The sequence below is a fragment of the Glycomyces tarimensis genome, assembly GCF_054776215.1.
The window spans coordinates 1-22,488 of record NZ_BAAHCB010000016.1; the positions used below are offsets into that span (position 1 = coordinate 1).

Annotated in this window: 19 protein-coding genes and 2 pseudogenes; 11 read left to right on the forward strand and 10 right to left on the reverse strand. The window is 68.6% G+C overall.

Translation table 11 applies throughout. The annotated features are described in order from the left end of the window. Together ACYVK3_RS12985 and ACYVK3_RS12990 are read right to left on the reverse strand one after the other, a co-directional pair. Positions 1-619: hypothetical protein (locus tag ACYVK3_RS12985; RefSeq protein WP_460497752.1), on the reverse strand; the 619-nt coding region annotated here is incomplete at its 3' end. A gap of 428 nt (positions 620-1,047) precedes the next feature. Beyond that, a complete protein-coding gene (locus ACYVK3_RS12990; RefSeq protein WP_460497753.1) occupies positions 1,048-1,707 on the reverse strand; it encodes a cellulose binding domain-containing protein in 660 nt (219 codons plus the stop codon). Positions 1,708-1,808: 101 nt separating this feature from the next. On the opposite strand from ACYVK3_RS12990, the gene ACYVK3_RS12995 reads away from it, so the two are divergent. From ACYVK3_RS12995 to fdhD, 3 genes are read left to right on the forward strand one after another with little or no spacing between them, the layout of a single operon-like run. Beyond that, complete coding sequence (locus ACYVK3_RS12995) at positions 1,809-2,969, forward strand: site-2 protease family protein (RefSeq protein WP_460497754.1); 1,161 nt, start codon at positions 1,809-1,811, stop codon at positions 2,967-2,969. Beyond that, complete coding sequence (locus tag ACYVK3_RS13000) at positions 2,969-5,254, forward strand: FdhF/YdeP family oxidoreductase (protein WP_460497755.1); 2,286 nt, start codon at positions 2,969-2,971, stop codon at positions 5,252-5,254. Before ACYVK3_RS12995 ends, ACYVK3_RS13000 begins: the two co-directional genes overlap by 1 nt. A gap of 4 nt (positions 5,255-5,258) precedes the next feature. Further along, on the forward strand, positions 5,259-6,080 hold the full coding sequence (fdhD, locus tag ACYVK3_RS13005) for a formate dehydrogenase accessory sulfurtransferase FdhD (RefSeq protein WP_460497756.1): 822 nt from the start codon (positions 5,259-5,261) through the stop codon (positions 6,078-6,080). 3 nt (positions 6,081-6,083) lie between these two features. Here fdhD and ACYVK3_RS13010 read toward each other — a convergent pair whose 3' ends face one another. The 4 genes from ACYVK3_RS13010 to ACYVK3_RS13025 are packed head-to-tail and all read right to left on the reverse strand — an operon-like array spanning position 6,084 to position 11,517. Further along, positions 6,084-7,217, reverse strand: coding sequence for a hypothetical protein (locus ACYVK3_RS13010; RefSeq protein WP_460497757.1), 1,134 nt, complete (start codon positions 7,215-7,217; stop codon positions 6,084-6,086). Then, positions 7,214-7,759, reverse strand: coding sequence for a DUF4365 domain-containing protein (locus ACYVK3_RS13015; protein WP_460497758.1), 546 nt, complete (start codon positions 7,757-7,759; stop codon positions 7,214-7,216). The genes ACYVK3_RS13010 and ACYVK3_RS13015 overlap by 4 nt, the downstream gene beginning before the upstream one ends. A gap of 15 nt (positions 7,760-7,774) precedes the next feature. Next, the gene (locus ACYVK3_RS13020) at positions 7,775-10,888 is read right to left on the reverse strand and encodes a helicase HerA domain-containing protein (protein WP_460497759.1); all 3,114 of its coding nucleotides are present in this window, start codon (positions 10,886-10,888) and stop codon (positions 7,775-7,777) included. Beyond that, positions 10,885-11,517: a hypothetical protein gene (locus tag ACYVK3_RS13025; protein ID WP_460497760.1), complete on the reverse strand. Its 633-nt coding sequence runs from the start codon at positions 11,515-11,517 to the stop codon at positions 10,885-10,887. Before ACYVK3_RS13025 ends, ACYVK3_RS13020 begins: the two co-directional genes overlap by 4 nt. Positions 11,518-11,996: 479 nt before the next feature. Here ACYVK3_RS13025 and ACYVK3_RS13030 point away from each other — a divergent pair, with 479 nt between their 5' ends. The 3 genes and pseudogenes from ACYVK3_RS13030 to ACYVK3_RS13040 all read left to right on the forward strand — a co-directional run bounded on the left by ACYVK3_RS13030 (position 11,997) and on the right by ACYVK3_RS13040 (position 14,632). Further along, a complete protein-coding gene (locus ACYVK3_RS13030) occupies positions 11,997-13,034 on the forward strand; it encodes an SNF2-related protein (protein WP_460497761.1) in 1,038 nt (345 codons plus the stop codon). Positions 13,035-13,542: 508 nt separating this feature from the next. Continuing rightward, a pseudogene (locus tag ACYVK3_RS13035) lies at positions 13,543-13,782 on the forward strand (helicase-related protein); the annotation flags it as partial. 46 nt (positions 13,783-13,828) lie between these two features. Further along, positions 13,829-14,632 carry a hypothetical protein gene (locus ACYVK3_RS13040; protein ID WP_460497762.1) on the forward strand — a complete coding sequence of 268 codons (804 nt, stop codon included), beginning with the start codon at positions 13,829-13,831 and terminating at the stop codon, positions 14,630-14,632. Positions 14,633-14,692: 60 nt separating this feature from the next. Here ACYVK3_RS13040 and ACYVK3_RS13045 read toward each other — a convergent pair whose 3' ends face one another. Then, the gene (locus ACYVK3_RS13045) at positions 14,693-15,025 is read right to left on the reverse strand and encodes a hypothetical protein (RefSeq protein WP_460497763.1); all 333 of its coding nucleotides are present in this window, start codon (positions 15,023-15,025) and stop codon (positions 14,693-14,695) included. Between the two features lie 215 nt (positions 15,026-15,240). Here ACYVK3_RS13045 and ACYVK3_RS13050 point away from each other — a divergent pair, with 215 nt between their 5' ends. Then, on the forward strand, positions 15,241-16,896 hold the full coding sequence (locus ACYVK3_RS13050) for an LPXTG cell wall anchor domain-containing protein (protein WP_460497764.1): 1,656 nt from the start codon (positions 15,241-15,243) through the stop codon (positions 16,894-16,896). A 187-nt stretch (positions 16,897-17,083) separates the two neighbouring features. Here ACYVK3_RS13050 and ACYVK3_RS13055 read toward each other — a convergent pair whose 3' ends face one another. The 3 genes from ACYVK3_RS13055 to ACYVK3_RS13065 are packed head-to-tail and all read right to left on the reverse strand — an operon-like array spanning position 17,084 to position 19,361. Further along, positions 17,084-17,779 carry a hypothetical protein gene (locus ACYVK3_RS13055; RefSeq protein ID WP_460497765.1) on the reverse strand — a complete coding sequence of 232 codons (696 nt, stop codon included), beginning with the start codon at positions 17,777-17,779 and terminating at the stop codon, positions 17,084-17,086. Positions 17,780-17,790: 11 nt separating this feature from the next. Then, positions 17,791-18,906: a hypothetical protein gene (locus ACYVK3_RS13060; protein ID WP_460497766.1), complete on the reverse strand. Its 1,116-nt coding sequence runs from the start codon at positions 18,904-18,906 to the stop codon at positions 17,791-17,793. A gap of 14 nt (positions 18,907-18,920) precedes the next feature. Beyond that, positions 18,921-19,361: a hypothetical protein gene (locus ACYVK3_RS13065; RefSeq protein ID WP_460497767.1), complete on the reverse strand. Its 441-nt coding sequence runs from the start codon at positions 19,359-19,361 to the stop codon at positions 18,921-18,923. A gap of 366 nt (positions 19,362-19,727) precedes the next feature. On the opposite strand from ACYVK3_RS13065, the gene ACYVK3_RS13070 reads away from it, so the two are divergent. The 4 genes and pseudogenes from ACYVK3_RS13070 (at position 19,728) to drmC (ending at position 22,366) form a co-directional block, all read left to right on the forward strand. Then, positions 19,728-20,243, forward strand: coding sequence for a hypothetical protein (locus ACYVK3_RS13070; RefSeq protein ID WP_460497768.1), 516 nt, complete (start codon positions 19,728-19,730; stop codon positions 20,241-20,243). Positions 20,244-20,341: 98 nt separating this feature from the next. After that, positions 20,342-21,400 (forward strand): hypothetical protein, encoded by a 1,059-nt coding sequence (locus ACYVK3_RS13075; protein ID WP_460497769.1) that lies wholly within the window; start codon positions 20,342-20,344, stop codon positions 21,398-21,400. Continuing rightward, positions 21,352-21,623: pseudogene (locus tag ACYVK3_RS13080) on the forward strand (DUF1998 domain-containing protein); the annotation flags it as partial. The gene ACYVK3_RS13075 and the pseudogene ACYVK3_RS13080, both read left to right, overlap by 49 nt. Further along, positions 21,620-22,366 (forward strand): DISARM system phospholipase D-like protein DrmC, encoded by a 747-nt coding sequence (gene drmC / locus ACYVK3_RS13085; protein WP_460497770.1) that lies wholly within the window; start codon positions 21,620-21,622, stop codon positions 22,364-22,366. The pseudogene ACYVK3_RS13080 and the gene drmC, both read left to right, overlap by 4 nt. Positions 22,367-22,488: the final 122 nt, after the last annotated feature.

The following is a 22,488-nucleotide window of genomic DNA, read 5'->3' on the forward strand; positions in this document are numbered from 1 at the left end:
TCCCGGTGTCGGCCGACAAGAGCCCGGAGAGGACGAACATGCCGTTCTCGGTCTCCACCAAGTCGAGCCGTTGCAACGACTGCTGCCCGAGCCCGTCCAACAGCTCCTCACCCGAGTCGAGCGCGGCCTGGAGCTCGTCGAGCTGGGCGTGGACATCCTTGACGGTGGCGTGGATGCAGTACTGCGCGATCAAATGCTCCGGCGTCGGGCAGAGCGTGTCGGCGTCGAAGGGGGAGGGGACCGGCTCTCGGTAGGGGGTGCGGGCGTAGACGCGGAGGGCCTTGGTGGCGTCCAGGCGGCGTACGGCTGCGGCGACCCGGTCGATGCGCGCGGCAGCGGAGGTGGCGGTCTCGGCGAGGACGGTGAACTTCCCGGCGGTGCGGGCGATGGCGGCGAGGTCGGCGGCGACGCGGAGGTGGAAGTCGAACGTGGTGACCAGCCACTCCCGGAGGGCCGAGAAGCCGTCGCAGTCGCGGTGGATGTTCCACGCTTTCGCCTCGATGACATCGGCGAGCACTTTGGCGTGGGCCTGGTTGATCATGGCCGCAGCTTCGTCAAGGTTGGTGTGGATCGCCTGCGCCCGCTCGGTCTTGCTGGGCTTCGTGCTCGCTTTGGCCATCTGACACCTCCCTCGGTCATTGAGGTCTCGTACGAACCTGCTGTTTCCGCCGGTTCGTGCTATACCTCTATTCTCCCAGGTCACAGACGCTCTGTCATCACCCATTAGGGTGGGAAAACCCTCACGTTTCCGCCGCCCGGAACCACGAGGAGCGTTGCCTCGCAAGAGAAACCGGACAACACACGGCCGCCCTCGCGGAGGTAAGCCGAACGAACTAGACCACGACGGCACACCCTCACCGACTCCTACCTGGTCGTCGCTGATGCCCTTGGTGCAGAGCAACCGCAATCAACTCTGTTCCCGCCAACCCCACAAATTCCGTTTCCGGGCTCCCCGGGCGCACCGAAACGGAGGTCTAGGGCCGTCCCCCGAGGCCAGTAGGTCAGCAGGTCAGCAGTTCATCAGACCGACGCCGTACCGAGGACGACCTAAGCGAAGGCCGTGCACGGCACGGAGTCAGGCAGATCGTCCTCGTCACCCTCGGCCTGGAACGTCGCGACCGCGTCCTCGCCCGGGTCGAGCGCGCCGTTCCAGTCGTCGTTGCGGTACCGGTCGCCGTCGGTATGGCGCATGCCCCAGCTGTTGTGGACGTCAACGCCGTCGATCGCGATCGTCACCTCCCACCCTGAGAGGACCTCCTCGCCGGTGTTCACCACGACCACCGAGACCTGGACATAGTCTCTCCATTCGTCCTCGAGCCGCAGCGTCGCCGAGCACGACGGCTCCGCCGGCTCGTCCTCCCGGGCCGACTCTTCGGGCGCCTTGCTGCTCGGCGCCGGCTCGTCGGACTCGACCTGCGCCGTCTCCGGCTGGGCCATCGAGGTCTCCATCGAGGGCTCGGCACTGCTCGCGGCGTCCTCCACCGAGCTCGCGGCCTCACTCGACGGCTCCCCGTCGTCGGAGAAGACCACTGTGGGCTCCTCGGCCCACGGCCAATTCGCCGACGACTCGTCGTCGGAGAACATCACCGGACTCAGCAGCCAGATCGCCACGAGCGCCACGACCACCGTCAGGACCGCGAGGATCCGGAACATGTGGCCGTGCAGCCGCCCCTGCGGCGCCTCCGGCTCATCCTGTCGCTCTTCCACGCCACCGCCTTCCGCTGTGGAGCCCCGCAAAGCGTACCGGCAAGCGCAACCCCGCAGGCTACGGCGGGATTAGGCCCGAGTCGCACGGGTATGCCCAGAACGTGAAAGCGACACTGAGACTGGGACAGATCGCCGGAATCCGGGTCGGGCTGCACTGGAGCGTCCTCGGCGTGGTGGTGCTGCTCGTCCTCATCGTGTCGAGCGGCATGGGCGCCGCCTACCCGGGCCACAGCGCGCTCGTCTACATCGGGGCAGGCGTCCTCGCCGCCGCCCTGTTCATGCTCTCCCTGCTGATCCACGAGATCGCGCACGCCATCGTCGCCCGCCGGCACGGCGTCCAGGTCGACGACATCACCCTGTGGCTGCTCGGCGGCGTCGCCCAACTGAAGGGCGATGCGCCCACGCCCGGCGCCGACTTCCGCATCGCCGTCATCGGGCCCCTCGCGAGCCTCCTCACCGCAGCCGCGTTCACCGCGCTCACCTGGCTCTCCGGGATCTTCGGCATCGGCGAACCGTGGACGCCGGTCCTCGGCTACCTCGCCGTCGTCAACGTCATCCTCGCCGTCTTCAACCTCATCCCCGCCGCCCCGCTCGACGGCGGCCGCGTCCTGCGCGCGGCCCTGTGGCACCTGCGCGGCGACCGCACCCAAGCCGCCGTCTGGTCCGCCCGCGTCGGCCGCGCCTTCGGCCTGTTCCTGCTCCTCATCGGCGTCTTCGGCTTCTTCTTCGGCTACGGCGCCGGCCTGTGGTGGGTCCTGCTCGGGCTGTTCATCGTCGTCATCGCCAGCGCCGAGGAACGCCAGGCGCAGCTCGGCGACGCCCTCGAAGGCCTGCGCGTCCGCGACGTCATGACCCAGGACCCCGACACCGCGCCCGGCGAGGCCAATGTCGAGGAGTTCCTCCACCAGACCGCGATGCTCCGCCGCCACTCGGCGTTCCCACTGCTCGACGAGGCCGGCCGGCTCCAGGGCCTCATCACCCTCAACCGCATGAAGGCCGTCGCACCCGAACAGCGCGCCACCACCCGGTTGCGCGACGTCGCCTGCCCGCCCGACGAGATCCCGCTCGCACGCCCCGATGAGCACCTGAACGATCTGCTGCGGCGCATGAGCGAGAGCCCCGACGGTCGCGCCCTGGTCTTCAGCGAGGGCTACCTCGTCGGCATCGTCTCGCCCAGCGACATCAGCCGCGCCGTATCGCTGCGCGGGCTCGGCGTGGACTTCACCGGCCGCGACGCGGAGGCGGGCCCTAGACTGGCCTGATGACCGAGGCTCCGATCGACGACCCGGACCAGGACGCGCCGCGGGTCTCCGGGCCCAAGCGCCACGCCGTCGGGATGCCGGCCGTGGTCAACTCGATCCGGTTCGTCGGCGCCCAGGCCGGCGTCAAACGCGGTCTGCCGCTCCTGCGCACCATCAACCAGACCGGCGGCTTCGACTGCCCCGGCTGCGCCTGGCCCGAGGCCGACCACCGCCACCCGGCCGAGTTCTGCGAGAACGGCGCCAAGGCCGTCGCCGAGGAGGCCACCCGGCTGCGGGTCGGCCCCGAGTTCTTCGCCGAGCACACCATGCCTTCGCTGGCCGACAAGTCCGGGTACTGGCTCGGGCAGCAGGGCCGCATCACCCACCCGATGTACCTGGCCGAAGGCGCCGAGCGCTACGTGCCGGTCGAGTGGGACGAGGCCTTCGCCCTCATCGCCGACGAGCTCGCTGCCTTGGACGACCCGAACGAGGCCGCGTTCTACACCTCCGGCCGCACCAGCAACGAGGCCGCGTTCCTGTACCAGCTGTTCGCCCGCAGATTCGGCACGAACAATCTGCCGGACTGCTCGAACATGTGCCACGAGTCTTCGGGCGCGGCGCTGAACGAGACCATCGGGATCGGCAAGGGCAGCGTGAGCCTCGAAGACGTCTGGGCGGCCGACCTCATCATCGTCGCGGGGCAGAACCCGGGCACGAACCACCCGCGGATGCTCACCGCCCTCGAGAAGGCCAAGCGGGCCGGGGCCCGGATCGTCACCGTCAATCCGCTGCCGGAGGCGGGGATGCGCCGGTTCAAGAACCCGCAGGCCGCGCGCGGCGTGGCCGGGCGCGGCACCGAGCTGACCGACCTGTTCCTCCAGATCCGCGTCGGCGGGGACCTGGCGCTGTTCAGCGTCCTCAACCGGATGCTGCTGCGAGCCGGCGCGATCGACCGGGACTTCGTCGAGGAGTACACGCACGGCTTCGACGCCCTCGCCGCGCACCATGCCGACGGCGACGACGATGAGGCGCTGACCGAAGCGGTGCGCCGCACCGGCCTGTCGCCCGTGGAGATCGAGCGGCTCCTGGCGATGGTGATCGCCTCGGAGCGGACCGTCGTGTGCTGGGCGATGGGCCTGACGCAGCACAAGCACGCCGTGCCGACGATCCGTGAGATCGTCAACCTCCTGCTGCTGCGCGGCATGATCGGCAAGCCGGGCGCCGGGGTGTGCCCGGTGCGCGGGCATTCGAACGTCCAAGGCGACAGGACGATGGGCATCTCAGAGCGGATGCCGGACCGCTTCCTCGACGAGCTGGGGAAGGAGTTCGGATTCGATCCGCCCCGAGACCCCGGACACGACACTGTGGACACGATCCGGGCGATGCGTGACGGCCGCGTCAAGGTCTTCTTCGCGATGGGCGGCAACTTCGTCTCCGCCACGCCCGACACCGAGGCCACCGAGGCGGCGATGCGCCGCTGCCGGCTGACCGTGCACGTCTCCACCAAGCTCAACCGCTCGCACGTCGTCACCGGCGCCCGCGCGCTCATCCTGCCCGCCCTGGGGCGCACCGACCGCGACGTCCAGGCGAGCGGCGAGCAGTTCGTGACCGTCGAGGACTCGATGGGCGTCGTCCACGCCTCCAGCGGCCAGGTGCCGCCCCTGAGCGAGCGGATGCGCTCGGAGGTCGCGATCGTGGCCGGCCTGGCGCGCCGGGTCTTTGGCGCCGACGACGACGTCCCGTGGAAGGACTTCACCGCGGACTACGACCTGGTCCGCGACCGCATCGAGCGCGTCGTGCCCGGCTTCGAGGACTACCGGCTCCGCGCCCGCGAACCGGGCGGCTTCGCGCTGCCCCACGCCCCGCGCGACCGGCGCGCGTTCCCCACCGCCACCGGCAAGGCCAACTTCACCGTCAACGAGGTCACCTCGCCCGAGGCCGGGCCGGGCCGCCTGCTGCTCCAGACCCTTCGCAGCCACGACCAGTTCAACACCACGATCTACGGCCTCGACGACCGCTACCGGGGCATCCACCACGGGCGGCGCGTCGTCCTGGTCAACCCCGAGGACGCCGCCGAGCTCGGCCTGGTCGACGGCGCCTACTGCGATCTCGTCAGCGAGTGGGAGGGCACCGACCGGCGCGCGCCGCACTTCAAGGTCGTCCACTACCCGACCGCGCGCGGTTCGGCGGCCGCCTACTATCCGGAGACGAACGTGCTCGTCCCGCTCGACTCGGTCGCCGAGACCAGCAACACCCCCACGTCGAAGTCCGTCGTGGTGCGTTTCGAACCCGACAGCGGACAATAGAACGATGGGACGTGTCACCACCAGGCAGAAGGTCGTCAGGCTCGCCGCCGGCGACCGCAGCGGCCGTGTCGAGACCCTCGTCGTCGAAGAACCGCTCGAGCTGCGCGTCGGCGGCGAGTCGCTGATGGTCACCATGCGCACCCCCGGCGACGACTTCGACCTCGCCGCGGGCTTCCTCGTCTCCGAAGGCGTGGTCACCAAGGCCCACGAGCTCGCCACGATGCGCTTCTGCGCCGGCACCGACGAGCACGGCGAGCAGACCTACAACCTCCTGGACCTCGCCCTCGCCCCCGGCGTCGCACCGCCGACCCCGGCCGCGCGGCGCGCCACGACGACCACCTCGGCGTGCGGGATCTGCGGCAAGACCTCCTTGGACAACGTGCGCACCAAGTCCGCCTGGGCCGTCGCCGACGACCCGGTCCGGATCAAGGCCGACACCCTCTTCGCGCTGCCCGAGCGGCTCCGCGCCGCCCAGCGCCTGTTCGACAAGACCGGCGGGCTCCACGCCGCCGGTCTGTTTACCGCCGACGGCGAACTCCTCGTCTCCCGCGAGGACGTCGGCCGCCACAACGCCGTCGACAAGGTCATCGGCTGGGCGCTGCGCGAGAACTTCCTCCCTCTCCGAAACACCGTCCTCATGGTCTCCGGCCGAGCCTCCTTCGAGCTCGTCCAGAAAGCGGTGATGGCCGGCATCCCGGTCCTCGCCGCAGTCTCGGCCCCGTCGTCCCTCGCCGTCGACCTCGCCAACGAATCCGGCCTGACGCTCGCCGGCTTCCTGCGAGGCGAGGCGGTGAACCTCTACGCCCGCGCCGACCGCGTCGTTTGACAACTACCAGTCGATGATGCTGAACGAACCTCTTCCCCTTCGGACATTCAGCTCGAAACGATTGCGCTGCAGCTGAAAGACGCCTTCGGCCTCCACCCGAAGGTGGCTGCGGTTCGCGCGCTGCGCCGCCGTGTACTGCCGCTCGTCGAGCAGGACCCATGTGGTGCCGTGTGAACGACCCGAAGGCCCCGACAGCAGCAGGAGTTCCCCTCGGATCTTCGCCAGCCAGGGCTCATCCCGGCCAGCGTGGATCAACTGGACGACCTCTCCTGTCAGCCGAGCGCGGGCACCGTCCTTGACGCGCCTGACCCTGCCCGCGAGCGCCTTGAGGAACGAGCCCGCGCCTTCGGTGAACTCGACCGGTCCGGCCGGGGCGTCGGCCTGGAGACCGTACGCCCAGTCGAAACCGATGTCGAAGGGGCTGGCGCCCTCGTCGAGCGACAGCTTCGCCATCTCGTCGCACAGTTCCGCCGAGACTCCGTGCTCGATCAGCTCGGTGGCCTGCACCTCGACGCCGTCGCTCCGAAAGGCCCGCTGCGCGGCCGCGGTGTGTTTCACGGACTTGTGCAGTTGGAGCAGGACCTGCCGCGCTAGTCCGCCGTCGGCTTCGGGCGGCAGGCCGTCGAGCGGCGCCTGGCGCGGGACGACCGGGAGCGGGACGTGCACGTTGAACACGTAGCTGCCCGCCGAAGGCTGCCCGAGCCGCATCTCCCGGACCAGGTGGACGACTTCGGTCGGAGCGTGCCCCTTGAACTCCGAGTTGGGGCCTTCGACCACCGCGCGTGCCGCGAAGCGGTAGATGTTGGCGATCGAATCCACCGACCGGACCGCGCTGGTCAGTCCGATGAAGCCGCTCGGCAGGTCTCCGGGGACCATCCTGAAGGACTGCGTGTCGGTCCGGAACCGACGCAGTGCCTCGGCCACGTCGTCGACGTCGCGCTGCTCGGCTTTCGCGATGGCCTCGACGGCGTCCTGGTAGCGGAGGTCGAAGTCGCCCATGACCTGTTGCGGCACCGAAGCGACCATCCCGTCTCGATGCAGCCACACGGTGCTGCCGCGCCAGGTCACCGGGCGTCGCTCCCAGCCGGTGCTCTCGAGGTACGCGCTCAGGCCCGCGATCTTGGGATTGTCGGTCATCGCGCGTCCTCCTGCGTCCGGAGGTCGGCGGTCAGGTCGATGTCGAGCAGCCCCCGGAACACGTGCTCGTCCAGCACTTGATTCCGTGGGATCGCCACCCGTGCCCGGCTGTCGGGCTTCCCCGTCGCCTGCGGCTTGCCGTTCATGAGCTGGTAGTACGCGCAGTGCCGCAGCATGACGCCTCGCGGATAGCACAGTTCGGTGAGCGGCTCGGCGACTTGAGGAATGGTGACCACCACCAGGTACTTCGGTGTGGCCGAGTATCGGACCAGCTGGTTGTAGCCCTTCACCGTGAGACCGTCGTAGACGAGCCGGTCGCCCGCTCCGTCATCTTTGCTGAAGGTCTTTACCTGGAGGTCCGCGCTGATATCCCGCTCGAACGGCACGGTCGATACCCCGGCGACGTGCAGGTCGATGCCGTGTCGGTCGGGTTTTCGCGCGGAGACGTCGAGCCTCGCGGCGAGCGCCAGGATGCCCACGTAGGTCTCGCCGAACTCGCCTTCGAACAGATGATCCGCACCGCGTCCGCGATTGCGGTGCACCGTCGGCACCATGGCTCAGTACTCCGTTCCCGAAACCGATGGGGCGGTCCCCGCGGCGATCGCGGTGACCTCCTCGGGTGTCATCGCGCTCGGCGGGTGGTGGCTCAGGCAGTTGGCGGTCCTGATCTTGCGGAACCGCTCGCCTTCGGCCGCCAGATAGAACTCGGCGGTCTTCAGTCGTGCGATGTCGAGCAGCGCGCCGCCGCGCTGCCGGGCCAGCTCCTTCGCGGCGTTGATCTGCGCCGCGGCGGTCAGTCGCCCGTAGAACTGCGTGGCGGTGTTGCCCACGATCTGGTTGTCGATGCCCTTCGGCGCCTGTGTCGCGAACACCATGCCGAGGCCGTACTTGCGAGCCTGGGCCGCCAAGGCGTTGGTTGACTGGCCGCAGGCGGTCCGCAGTCCTCTCGGGACGAAGTTCTGCGCCTCGTCCATGACCAGCACCGCTCCCAGCTCGGGCGACGGATGCCTGGTGATCCAGGTGAACAGCGCCATCTGGAGCTCGTTGATGAAGCCCGTCCGCTGCTGGGTGGTGGTGAGGCCGGCGAGATTGATGACGGAGACCCGGGCCCGCTTCCCGGGCGGGGGCTCAAGGAGCACCCCGGGATCGAGCTCGGTTCCGCCGTCGGACAGCAAGGGGTCGTTGATGATCGCCGCGCGAAGGTTCTCGGACATGACCGCGCCGAGCTCGTGGCCGCGAGCGAGCGTCGTCGCCTCGGGCGGCAGTTCGGAGAGCAGTTCGAGGAGGGCGGGAAGCCCTTTGCGATCCTCTGCGGCGTAGTAGATCAGCGCTTCGCGAAGCACTGCCCGCGACTGCACGTCCTTGGCGCTTTCGCCGCCGACCTTGGCTCTCGGGGCGAGCATTTCCACGGCGGCGTCGATGGTGTGCCTGAAATCGTCCGGGTCGCCGCGTACGGCGCCGAAGTCGGGCAGCGGTGCGAACTTCAGCGGTCGTCCCGCGGTGCGTCCGGGCGTCCAGACCGCCACGTCGGTCTCGGCGAAGTACCGCTCCGCGTCGGCCGCGTCCCGCGTGCTGAAGCCCTCGGGAGGGTGCGGCCACGGCGTCCCGAGCCGCGCCAGGTCGTTGTTCGAGTCGATGACGATGGACGACACGCCGTTGAGCGCGCAGGCCTCGATGAGCCTGCGGAGCATCACGGTCTTGCCCGACCCGGACCCGGCGAACACGGAAAGGTGCTGTCGCAGCTGCTTGAGCTCGACACCCACCGGCCTGCCGGTGGCGAAGTCCTGCCCGAAGACCATCGGCGGCACGTCGCCGGACGGGCCGTCTTCGAGGAGCGGCTCGACGGGGGTGTGATCGGCCGGGCCGGACCGGTCATCGGCGGTGAAGAGCGTGTCGGCCAGGCATGTCGAGCCGATCGGTCGGCGCTCCCGGAGCCAATGCTCGATCCCGCGCGGCCGTTCGGACATCAACTGCTCGATCGCGGCGAAGACGCGCAGGTCCTCCGGGCTCGGCTCGAGCACGACGCCGCCGCGGCGCTTGAACGTCTCGATGGAGTCCTTGGTCTTGGGACCGGTCTGCCATGCGCCGGTTCGCAGGAGGAAGGCGTGACTGCCGGCCAGACCGAGGCCGCAGTTGTCGGTGAACTTGTCGACGCGGGCCTTCACGGCCCGGTGATGGGTCTTGGCGATGGCTCGGAAACTCCACCGACGCTGCTCGGCGCCGCTCTCGTCCTCCGAGTACACACGCAGGTGGACGTCTGGTCGGTTCTCCGGCGGCGCGTTGAACTCCAGCTCGCGTCCTCCCGATTCGATCGCGCTGGCGCTGACGACCGCTTCCAGCAGCGAGGGCATCCGATAGTCCTCGTCGTCTTGAGCGAAGACCTCGCCGACGTCGATCTGGGCCAGCAGCCGCCGGTAGAGCGCCTCGACCTCCGAGGTGTCCTCTCCGAGCGCCAGCGGATCGACGGGTGCCGCGACGTCGTCGAAAGCCTCCAGCTCGGTGACGGCTCCGTTCGCGCGGCAGCGGTCGATATGGTCGCCGACGCGCTTGAGCAGTTCCCGGGGCGAATAGTCGATGGCCTGGTCGAAGCACGATCGCCCGATCGGCCAGGTCGGGTATCGCGGGGTGTGGCCGGCCGTCTCGAATCCGGGCGCGAAGTGTCGCTCGATCAGGGCCATGCCCGCTTCGGGGGTCGGGATGGTGCCGAGTCGGATCTCGTCGCGGAAACGGTCGGCCGCGGTGCCGATGATGTTCGCCTGAAAGTCGGTCCAGGTCTCCGGCAGGCATGCGATGAGTGTGAAGGTGCGGCGGGTGGCCTGGTACAGATCCATGAAGCCCTGCCCGAACTCTTCGAGCAGGCCCAGGTCGCCGTCCGGGCGCCCGGCTCGGCCGTTGTCACCGGTGACGCGCGAGTGCTCGCGAAAGAGCGCGTCGAACTGGTCGACGGCCAACAGGCTCGGGCCGGTGAGGGCGATCAGCCATGTCACGTCCTCGACGATGTGGCGGGGGGTGCGGGTCTCGGTGTGCATCTCCCATTCGGCCCGCTCCCCGGGCTCCATCTCGTCGGAGGACCGTAGATAGGCGTCGCCGACGGACTCCATCGTCATGTCGTCGGCGGCCAGCAGGAACAGACTGCGCAGTGTGGACCGCCGGGTCGGGGTCAGGCCGCGGTCGACGCGCCAGAGCGCGCCGATGAAGCGGTTGAGCGAGCCCCTGGTGGGCTTGCGCTGGTCCAGCAGTTGGTCGAGCGCCTGTTCGTCGACTTCGGCGAGGGAACCGAGGCGCTTGAGCAGCAGGATCAACTGGCTCTCGTCCTGGGTGTGCGGCTGCCTGAGTCCGTTGAGGAGCGTGTGGGAGAGGTTGTTCCAGAAGCCTCTGCCGTCGGTGAACTCCGCCAGGAAGTAGTATCCGCCCCGGTCTTGGACCGCGGGACGAGCCCACGTCACCAGGTGCGTCTTGCCGGTGCCCTTCCTGCCGGTGACGGCCAGGCCGAGTGCGCTCGCATGCGGATTGCGCTCCGCTTCGGCGATCCCGTCGAGGATCGCCCGCGCCGCCCGGCCGTTGATCGCCGGCACGTGCGGCAGCGTCGCGGTGCTCCACGCCGCGCCGGGTGAACTCGTCCAAGAGTCCGGGCGCAGGTAGTCGAGCACTTCGACCTCGTCGGCGCTCACCGGCCCGCTCCCATCGCGATCATGTGGTGGTCCGTCCCGCCCAGGTGCAGTGCCGCTTCGCGGTGATGATCGCGAAGTCCCTTTTGGTTCGTCTCGGGGGCCAGACTGATCTGCCGAAGCCGGTGCATCTCCACCAGCGTCCGGTCGAGGTCCTCCCGCGGTACGCCGGGCAGCGCCTCCCGCAGGCGGTAGAGCTGGACCCAGGCCCCCGGAGCGTCGGTGATCTGGTCATAGGCCGCTCTGGCGGCCGCCTCGATCTCCGCGCCTCCGGCGGGGACGTATTCGCCGCCGAACAGGTCCACCATCTCGACGTGGTGCTTGTCCATGTAGGCGGCGATCTCACTGAGCAGGCCGTACATGACGCGGGTTCCGCGGTCGGCGCGTTCGGGCGCCGATTCGCCGAACTGGGAGCGGACCGCGTTCCAGCCGGCGTCGGTGGCTTCATGGAGGTAGGGCTTGACGTCGGTGCGGCAGGTGATGAGCCCTTTTTCAATGAGGCTGTTGCGCACGTTGCTCTCGATGCGGAAACCGAACAGCTCGTACACGTCGCGGTTGGTCGATTCTCCGCCGATGCGCACGAGCGCGAAGAGCGTGTGGAGTTCGGCGGTGGAGAGCTCGCGTTGGTTCATTTGCGTCTTCCTCGGGGTGAGAGAGCGGGAGAAAGAGGGGATCGCTCGGAGAGTGGGACGGTGACCTCGCCACCAGTCACTACAGGAAGATACCGCACCGGCACGCTTCGTGTGAACCTCCAGGCCACCACCCGAAAGTTGATCATGGACGGTGCCTCGAAATCGGTCGAGAATCCGACATTCTCGAGGGAAGAAGACCGCGATGGCCCCCGGCTCGCACATTCCGGGAATCGCCGCCATGCCTTCGCCGAGGTGCGATCTGGCCAAAGGCGGGATGCGACCCGATGGACTTGTCCCGATTGGCCGCAATTGCCGCCGAAGCCGCCTCTCACAGCCCGGCCGAACACATTCCCGAGAAGCAATGGCGCTCCGACTGCCGGGCACCGCGACACCCATCGGCTACAGGGAGCATTGGTAACCTCGTATCCCGTCATCCAGGCGCACCGCACTGCTCACGTCCGCCCACCACGGAGGCCTCCATGCCCGCACTGCAAACCGCCGACCGCACGGGACTTCCCTCGGTCGGAGACCGGGTCGAGGTGCGGGACTCGCGGTGGATCGTCGCCGATGTCGACGCTTCGGGTGCGGACACCATCGTGGAGCTCAACAGCCTCGCCGACGACGCCTTCGGCGAATCGCTGCGGCTGGTGTGGGAACTGGAGCCCGGCCGACGCCTCCTGCCCGCCTCGGGCCTGCCCGAGGTCACGCAGGGCGGCTTCGACCGGCCCGAGCAGCTCGCGGCCTTCCTCGACGCCATGCGATGGTCGGCGCTCACCAGCGCCGACACCCGCTCGCTCCAGGCACCGTTCCGCTCCGGCGCCGACATCAAGCTCTACCAGCTCGAACCCGTGTGGCGCTCACTGTCGGCCCCGAGGGTCAACCAGCTCCTCGCCGACGACGTGGGCCTGGGCAAGACCGTCGAGGCCGGCCTGGTCGCGAGCGAACTCATCCTGCGCCACCGCGCCAAGCGCGTCATGATCGTCTGCCCCGCCGGGCTCACTACCAAATGGCGCGACGAGATGTTCAACCTCTTCGGGCTCCGCTTCACCATCGTCAACGCCCAGACCTACACCGACCTGCGCCGCGAGCGCGGCAACGGCGCCAACCCCTTCGAGGTCTACCGGCACACCATCGTCAGCCTGCCCTGGCTGCGCGGCCCCAAAGCCGAGCGGCTCCTGTTCGGCGAACTCCTGCGCGGCGCCGACGAGCGCTCGCGCCCCTACTTCGACCTGCTCATCCTCGACGAGGCCCACCACATCGCGCCCGCCGCGCCGAAGCAGCGCTACGCCGTCGACTCCCAGCAGACCAGGACCATGCGGGCGCTGGCCGGGCACTTCACCCACCGGCTGTTCCTGTCGGCCACACCGCACAACGGCTACCCCGAGTCGTTCACCGCCCTGCTGGAGATCCTCGATCCGGCCCGCTTCGCGCGGCGTCGAACCCTCGCCCGCCGCGCAGCAGGAGGTCGTCATCCGGCGCCTCAAGTCCTCGATCATCGGCCCGGACGGCAAGCCTGAGTTCCCCGCCCGCCAGGTCCGCGACCTGCGCTTGGAGTACAGCGACGACGAACTCGAGGTCCACAGGCGATTCAGCGAGTTCACCAACGCCCGTCGCCGCCGCAGGGCGGGGGCCGGCGCGGCCGGGCCGCCGCCGACCTGGTGACGCTGCTGCTCAAGAAGCGGCTCCTGTCGAGCCCGCAGGCCTTCGCCAACACCTACGCCACCTACGCCGGAGCCCCCCCGAGGCCCCCGCCTCCGAGAGCGACGCCGTCCCCGACTTCTACGACGACTTCCTCGACGAGACCGCCGTCCTCGACGACGAGCAGCTCTTCGAATTCGAGGAGGACAGCCGCCGCCGCTCCGCCGGACACGAGGAACGCCTCGACCCCACCGAGCACGCCCTGCTGGCCGAGATCCCAAATGGGCCACCGACCATCTCGCCGTCCCCGACACCAAGGCCGCGAGCCTCCTCGCCTTCCTCAACGCGACGTGCAAGGCCGACGGCAAGTGGCTGAACGACCGCGTCGTGGTCTTCACCGAGTACCGCGACACCCTCCACTGGCTCCACGACCTCCTCGGCTCCCAGGGCTTCGGCGGCGACCGCGTCGCGCTCCTCCACGGCGGCATGGACATCGAAGACCGCGAGCAGATCCGCCTGGCCTTCCAGGCCGACCCCGCCGACCACCGGCTGCGCGTCCTGCTCGCCACCGACGCCGCCGGCGAGGGCATCGACCTCCAGAACCACTGCCACCGCCTGGTCAACTACGACATCCCGTTCAACCCCAACAAGCTCGAACAGCGCGCCGGCCGCATTGACCGCTACGGCCAGCGCCACAGCCCCGAGGTCTACAACTTCGTGCCCGCCGAGACTGCCCGACGTCAAGGCCGCCGCCAACGTCTCCGAACAGGTAGAACGCCTCGGCGAGACCTACGAGAACAGCATCGCCGAGCTCCACCTGTACCCCGAACGGATCCGCCGCGTCGTCGACACCGCCCTCGACCTGGCCCACCAGATGCCGCTCAAAGCCCGCCCGACCGCGCAAGGCGACCTGCCGACCGAGTTCGACGTCCCGGTCATGACCGGCGAATGGGTGCGCGCTACCGACGGCCTGCTCACCCCGTTCGTGCCGCAAGGCGAAGCGCCGTACCAGCGCCCGGTCACCTTCGACCCGCTCGTGGCCCAAGGCCGCGACGACGTGGTCCTCGCCCACCTCTCGCACCCGCTGGTCGACATGTCCGCCCGCCTCCTGCGGGCCGCCGACTCCGACCGCGTCGACCTCCACCGCGTCACCGCCGTCGTCGGCCCCGACGACCTGGAGGACACCTTCGTCGCCGCCTACGCCAAGTACACGCTCACCGGCGGCGACTCGACCCAGCTCCACCAAGAGATCATGGCCGTCGGCGGCTGGCTCGACTCCCGCATCGGCCGCTTCCGGCGCCTGGAGAACCTCACCCGCACCGCCGAGATCCTCGACGACGCACTCGACCGAGGCAAGGAGGCCGGGCCGGGCGCGAGACTCCGACTCGCCGAGCACTGGACGTCCGGGAAGACGGACTCGCTGATGCTGATCCGATCGGCGTTGTACTGGGGGCCGTGGACATGCTGCCCCTGCTGATCGAAGTTCGAGCCCCCCGCCCGGTCGCGGCCGGAGCCTCCGTGGTCACGGTCGTGCTGGTCACCCATTGAGGAACATCCCGACGGCACTGGCGACGTTGTTCACGATCTTCGCGACCGAGTCGCTCACCGTCACCAGCCCGGCGAGGCGGCCGCGTGCGGCGCCGGCATCGCCGGCTTCCAGCGCTGCGCGGGCCGCGGTCAACTCCGCGGCCACCCGTCCACGGGTGTCGGCGGGTATCTCCAGCTCCCGCACCGCATCCAAGGCTCGGTCGAACTCCCTTGCCACCGTCCGGGCGTCGATCGGGCTGCGCTCCCCGTGGGTGACGTTGACGGTGTCGCCCATGTACTGGTTGCCGTACACCGTCTGCTTGTCCTGATTGAACGTGGCCATCCCACCATAATGCCCTAATTCGGCCGACCGCGGTGTGCCGCTTTCGCCTGAGGACCGGCCAAGCTCGGCGGCGTCTGCGACGTTCCACCTTGGATGAAACGGCAGTCGATTCGACGGACTCGAGTGAACGATGCAACCGGTCCCACCGCCTGCGCGTGTCGATTGTTGACGGGTTTGCAGCCCGCACCCCGAACAGCAATTGAACAAGGAGATTCATGACCCCCCGTAACCCCCGGCGCGGCACCGTCGCCCGCACGGCGGTCGCCCTCGCGACCGCCGCGTTCGGTGTCGGACTCATCGCGAGCCCCGTCCAGGCGGAAGAGGCGCCGTATCCGATCGGTGGAGCCGCGTTCCCCTCGGACACATACGAATTTCATGTCGGCTGGTCTGAGGAGACTCAGCGTCAGAAGGCGCACTTCTACATCGACCTCGGCGACTCCGACAACGAAGTCGAGAGCGAGGATCTCCACGTGGTCTTCGGTCTCGCCGACGACCTCGGCGGCCTGAGCTTCGAGACCGAGCAGCCCGGCTGCATCGCCGAGGCCGCGACCATCACTTGCGACATCCCTGACGCCGCGACCTGGGACGAACGGCTCACCGTGTCGTTCGACGTACTTGTGCCCCCGAGCGTCAGTGCCTACGCCGACACCGACTACACGCTCTCGGTCAAGCCCGGGGAGTACGACGCGACCGAGATCGTCGGCACCTGGCAGTTCGTGCCGATCGACGACGAGCCCGAGTCCAGCTACAGCACCACCGTCAACAGCTTCGAGGACGTCGAGCCCGGCGCGTCCGTCACGCCCGAGATCGCCTTCTACAACTCCGGCGAGACCACCTTCCAGGACGTGTATTTGAGCTTCGAGTCCGAGCAGCAGCACCTGATCACGGCCGCCGATTACAGGAACTGCGCCGTCACCGACTGGGGCCACTACCTCTGCCTCTTCGAGAATCTCGATCCCCAGCCCGGGGTCGTCCACGAGCTCTCGGCCGACACCCCGCTGACGGTCACCCTCGACGAGAACGCCCCCGGACCGCACACCTACCGCAATTGGTTCAACGTCGAGCCCGTCGACGCCTGGATGCAGCGCAACATCGACGAGCTCGACTTCCCCGACTCGGGTGAGGAATTGCGGTTCGAGCAGACCGACCGGGAGACGTTCGAGCACTCGCCCGGCATGGAGATCCGCTCGGCCGCCAACCCGTACGACGTTGCGATCGACGACCGCAACCTCGAGGCCGGGATCGGCAGCACGATGCTCGACGTCGAGATCCGCAACGACGGGCCGGCCGACGCGATCTCCCGTCCCCACCCGGGCAGCGGCGAGGGCAGCTTCCTCGTCACATTCCAGCTGCCTACGGGTGTCGAAATCGACGGCGCCGACGAATACGGCCACATCGATATGGGTGACAACATCTACTGCACCGATGCCGCCGTGAACGAGTGGCTCAGCGGGGCCGACCCGGCGATGTTCAAGGTCGATCGGATCGACGTCCAGTGCAGTGGTCTGGAAGGTCTTCCGGTCGGCGGAAGCTACACCATGGAGCTGCCGGTCGAGGTCACCGACGCGACCCCCGCGGCGGACGGACTCGTGGTGATCCAGGAGTCCACCGAGATCTGGACGACAGACGAGGAGGGCGGGTACTGGGACGTCTCCAAGGAGACCTATCCGGTGCTGGACGCCGACCTCGACAACAATGTCGCCGTCCTCGGCCTCAACTCGGACGACCTCGCAGGTGGCGGCGAGTCGCCGAAGCTGCCGACGACCGGCGTCTCCCTGACGCTGGTCTTCAGCACCGCCGCGGTCGTGCTCGCCGCGGGCGTGGTGCTATTCATACTGCTGCGCCGCCGCAAGGCCGCCGCCGAGTGGTAGACGGACGCGTCGAATGATGGGACCGGGGTTCGGCCTGCCGGCCGACCCCCGGTCTCGGTTCGAGCTCGGCACACCGCGGGATCGGACGCGCGCCACCACATCGCGGGCACGAGTCACGTCAGGGCGACGGCGACCGGACGACCGCGAGTTGGGACCGGTCCCTCGGCGGCAACGGTCCCTGCGTCGCTCATCGCACGACGAGACTCGAGTGGAGCTGATCGGCCAGTGCGGTCATCGGTTCGACGTAGGGCTCGGCATCGGGGGCGAGGTCCGTTCCGAACCCCTGCCGAGTCAAGGCGACCAGCGCGACGACGTTGCTCTCGGTGAACCGGCCCACCAACGCGATCGCATCCCCTTCGGGATCCCAGCTCAGACGATCGTCGCTGATCTGCGTGAAATGCTGCATCTGCGCGGACTCCCAAGCCGACCTCACCGGAATGTCGACGGGATCCGGCACCGAATCGAGATTGTCCTCGCCCGAATCGGTGGGGTAGGCCCAGAAGAAGCCGAAATCATTGTCCGGGTCCTGCTCCGAAGCGGTGCCGACCGGTTCTCTGAACATTTCAAGCGAGATGGTCATCAGAGTCTCGTCGGTGCCGTCGTTGAAGGTGACATTGCAATGCGTGCGTCCCGAGAGCGTGAACGTCTCGTCTTCGTCCGCGTAGTCGGGACCGGTGGACTCCACAGCGCCGACCAGCGCTTCGAGCGCCGTCAGATCGATGACCGCACAGGGATCGGTGGGCATCTCGTAGTACAGCGACTCCGATTCGGGCTCTGGCGAGGGTATCGGCTCCACATCGGGATCGTCAGCAGTGCAGGAGCTCGAGGCGAGCGCGAGCAGGAGCACCATCGACACGTTGGTCGCCGTGAGGCGGCGATTCATCGTCGCTCGCATCAATCCTTCTCTCCGGGGATGAGCATCTGCGGGTCCGAGCGATACCAGCCCTCCCACGTTCCGAAATCGAGGCCGAGTCTGCCTTCCGCGTCGTCGCGTGCTGCCCGCAAGGTCTCCGTCACGGAAGTCGCGGTGGCGAGCAGCTCGGATCTGAGAATCGAGCCGTGCTGTGGTGCGAGTGCCATCTCGTACTCGTATTCGAGCGACTCGAAGAAGCCGTTCACCCAGTTGCTCACCAAGGCGTCATCGCCCCCGACCATCTCGAAGGCGCCGTCGATGAAGCTGATCACCGAGCCGGAGTGCGGTATCTCGTTGAAAGCGGTCCGGGTCACGACCTTGATGCCAGGGTCCATTCCGGTCTTGAGGTACTCGATCTTGGCGTGCACCTTGTCGAGTGCCTCGCCGAGTTGGACTTGCGCGGTGAGTTTCGCGGCGCATTCCGCTGCGGCGCCGGCCATGAGGTTGGCAAGGATCTGACGGTGGACACCGGCGGCCGGGCGCAGGCGGTCCCCGTATTTCTCCATGCCGGCGTCGGCGTCGCTGCCCTGCCAGTCTTCGAACATCGCGCGAATTCGTTTGAACCCGGCCTGGTCGTGGGTGACGATCAGCGCGTCTATGGACTCGGCCGTGGTCGCCAGTTGACGCAGCAGGACGTCCGCACTGGCGAGTGAGCCGTCATCGAGGGATGCTTTGAAGGCGGTCCGGATTTCTGTGATCGCCGATTCGGCGTCAGTGCGCGCTTCGCCGTCGATCGCCTGCTGGTCCCCGTCGCCGGCGTCCTGTGGCACTCGGAACGGGAGAACGCTCGACGGCTTGTGGGGGTACTGGAGGTCCTGTGTGCTGGTGTTGCCGAGTATCGAGTTGTTGTTGGAGTTGGACCTTCGTTGCGCCTCATCCTCGGACAGGCTGATGATGAACGCGTAGTCGGGCCATGCCGCGAGCGCCTTCTCGCGCTGGTACATCTCCACGAATGCCGGGTGCAGATCGTCGATCTTCGACATGATGTCGCCGTAGGTGTTCGGCAATGAACCGAAGTCGATGCCCTCGTAGTACTTCGAGCCGGTATAGGAAGCGGCGTTGTCGGCCGCTTCCTTGACGTCGTCCCAGAATCCCATTTCGCCTCCTCTCGTCAGACCGGCTGGTCGCCATCGGCGAGCTGGTCGGCATAGGGATTCTCGTCCTTGTGCTCCGGGTCGGGGGCTTGCGTCGGCGCGTCTTCAAAGTTGGCCGAGGGAGTCGAGGAGTAGCCGTTCTGTTCGATGGCCGCCTCTTGTTCGCCGAAGGTCTGGACGAGCTCGCCTTCGAGTACCTCCAGGTCGGTGGCGATCTGGACGAGGGTCGGTCCGAGCGCCCGAATGTTCTGGCCCGTCTCGTGGACGACGTCGTAGAACAGGTTGAACATGTCGTTCCACACGTCGGCGAGCCCGTGGTCGCCGAAAGCGCTGCCTCTGCTGCGTCCAGCAGTGGCGGCCTTCGACCCGATGTCGTCGTAGAAGTTCGCGATGTCGGGGCAGACTGTTCGCCCGATTTCGCCGACGATCTCGTAGTCGACTTCGATCCTGTCGCTCATGGGGCCTCCAGGCGTGATGGGGTGAGTTGCGCGCCACTGGGGGAGGTGGCTCGACCGGTACCCGAGGGTAGCGAACTTCTCGCAATCCGCAGGGTACACAGACCCCGCATATCTCGAATCGCGGGAACAATCGGTGCTTTATGCCGCGAGCGGAACCGATCTGACCAGTTCGGACAGCTCTGCTCTCGTCCGTCCCCGTCCCCGTCCCCGTCCCCGTCCGCAGCATCCGCTCAACGACCGACTCCCGCTCAGCTCCTCCACGAGCCCCAGCCGTTCGAGCCAGCCGACTCCTTCCAGGTCCGCGACGGCCTGATCGAATACATCAGGCGCGACCTGCTCGGCCCCTGGGAAGGCGACACCGAGGTCATGCGATCCTCGCCGCGCGACCGCTACCTCGTCGGCCAGCTCGGCCCCAAGACCCTGCGCGGGCCCGCCGCCGAACCCGAGGACCCCGACGCGAACCCCGACACCCTCGACGACGGCGAGAGCATGGTCGTCGGCACCGAGGATGCCGAACTCCCCGACAAGAACCCGCCGGTCGACGCCGGCCGCCTGTGGGCCTCCAGCATGGGCCTGTCCTTCAAACTGGCGCCCGAGACCGAATCGGTTCATATCACCGCCGAATGGGGCCACTACGAGAAAGTCACACTGCCCGACGACGACGGCAAGGAACGGCGGCAGTGGCAGCGCAGCCCCGTCGTCTATGAACGGGAGATCCGCCTCGCGCACGGCACCGAGCGCCTCCCGCTGACCGGCTCGTCCCCGGACGAGGCCTGCGTGCTCCTGCACGTCGAGACCCGCCGCCGCGACGACTGCACCGTGGTCGACGTCAGCCTTGTCAACGGCCAGCGCGAACCCCGCTTCAACGCCAGCCGCGCCTGACCGTCCGCGCCCTCAACGGCGCCGCCCCGATCTTTCTGCCGTTCGACGATCCGCTCCACGACGAGCTCTCCGACGCCGCCACCGAGGACGCCGAGGACATGCGCCTGCGGCTGCTGTACCGCAACAAGCTCGAACACGTCAAGGGTCGCAACGTCGCTGTGAAAGCAGAGATCGCCGAGGGCCGCCGCGCCTATCTGCTGCGCACCGAATGGGTGCCGGTCACCGACGTCCCCGGCACCTCTGCGCCCAGCCCAAAGGAGTCACCGCACCTCGCCGGCCTGGAACTGTCCATGGCGGCGCTCGCCGAGGCCGACACGGCCCGACTCCGAGCGGGCCTCGCGCCCTTGGCCGACGGCTACGCCGCCTGGCTCGACGAGCAGGCGCCGCGCGTCGAGGGCCTCCCGCCCCAGATGCGCGAGCACGCCACGGAGTCACTGAAGCAGGCGCGCAAGATGGCCGGGCGGATCGCCGAGGGCGTGCGCCTGCTGACCGACGAGAGTGCCGAACACCACGCCGACGCCCTGCGGGCCTTCAGGTTCGCCCAATCGGCGATGGCCGCCCAGCGCCTCCACACCCAGATCGCCTCCCACCGGGCCGCCACCGGAGCCGACTTCCCGGCCGCGAAAGTCGTAGTCGAGGCGCGAGGCCCCGCAGCGGCCTCCTGGCGGCCGTTCCAGCTCGCGTTCCTGCTGCTGAACCTCGCGAGCCTAGCCGATCCCGGCCACGACGAGCGCGCCGCCACGCGCTACGGCCTGGTCGACCTCCTGTTCTTCCCGACCGGTGGCGGCAAGACCGAGGCCTACCTCGGCCTGGCCGCGTTCACGCTCGCCATGCGCCGGTTCCAAGGCGTCACCGGCACAGGGGAGGAGGCCCGGGACGCGGCCGCCGGCGTCGCGGTCTTCATGCGCTACACCCTCCGGCTGCTCACCTCCCAGCAGTTCCAGCGCGCCTCCACGCTCGTCTGCGCCGCCGAGCTGCTGCGCCGCGACGCGCCCGAGGCGTTCGGCGACGAGCCGTTCCGGATCGGCCTGTGGGTCGGCATGAAGGTCACCCCGAACTCCTTCGCCGAGGCCGAAGACGACATCGCCGAGGTCCGCGACACCGGCGACAAGGCACGCTCGGCGGCCTTGTCAGCCTCGCCGAGCCCCGGCATCTGACCCGCATCGTCCGACGAGCGCTCACCGACGCCGCACACTGCTCCGGTGACCCGGTGTGCGCCGATCACCTCCCCGCCGAACCGTCCGACTCGCTGCACGGCGCCGCTTGCCACTCGTGCCTGTTCGTCTCTGAGACCACCTGTGAGCGCGGGAACCGCTTTCTCGACCCCGCTTCGTCGTCGACCTCGGCGATGGTCTGTCCTTCTTCGACACATGGAAATGAACGCGCAGCACGCCGTCCGCGATCGGGCCGAAGCGCTGCTCGGGCACATCGGTTCGACGGCGCTCGCCGCCCAGATCGGCGATATCGTCGCGGGCACCTCCCCGGCGATCATCGCCGAACGCATCGGCAGGCCCGAGGCCGCCGACGCGATCGCGAATCTCGCCGCCGCGGCCCAAGCATGGGGTCCCGACAAGGCCGCCGCCTACGTCGACGGCCTCTGCGCCGGCTTCGCCCGAAGGTCACAGGCCGCCGAGATCGTCTGGACCGGCCCGTCCGTCCACGGAGTGCCCGTCCGCTCCACGCTCAGGGCGCTCCTCGGCGTCATCGCAGCCAGCCGGCGCGAACTGTGGCTGTCGACGTACTCCGCCAAGCCGCACCGGGACCTCCTCGCGGGCCTCTCCTCGGCACTCGACCGCGGTGTGGCCGTCTCCCTGGCGATCGAAACGCTCGCCGGAGCCGGCTCGGCCATCGCCGGGTCCGAACCCGCCCACGCGTTCGCGAGTCTGAACGGCGTCAAGCGCTACACCTGGACGCCAGCGGCCCGGCCCGAAGACGCCAAGCTCCATGCCAAACTCGCTCTGGCCGACGCCGACACCCTCCTCGTCACCAGCGCGAATTTCACCGGCTCCGGCCTCGAACACAACCTCGAGGCCGGCGTGCTCGTCAAGGGCGGAGCCGCTCCCCAACGCACCGCCGAACACCTGAAAGCCCTTGTCAGCGCAGGTGTCCTCGAACGGATCTGACGGGGCCCGCTCCGTGTCCCTCAAAGGAGGGACACGGAGCGCCCCTTCGGTGCGACACACGGTAAGATCAGCGCCCCTCCTCCGAACGCCGATACGGACCACGCCCGCCCCTCGATGACGAC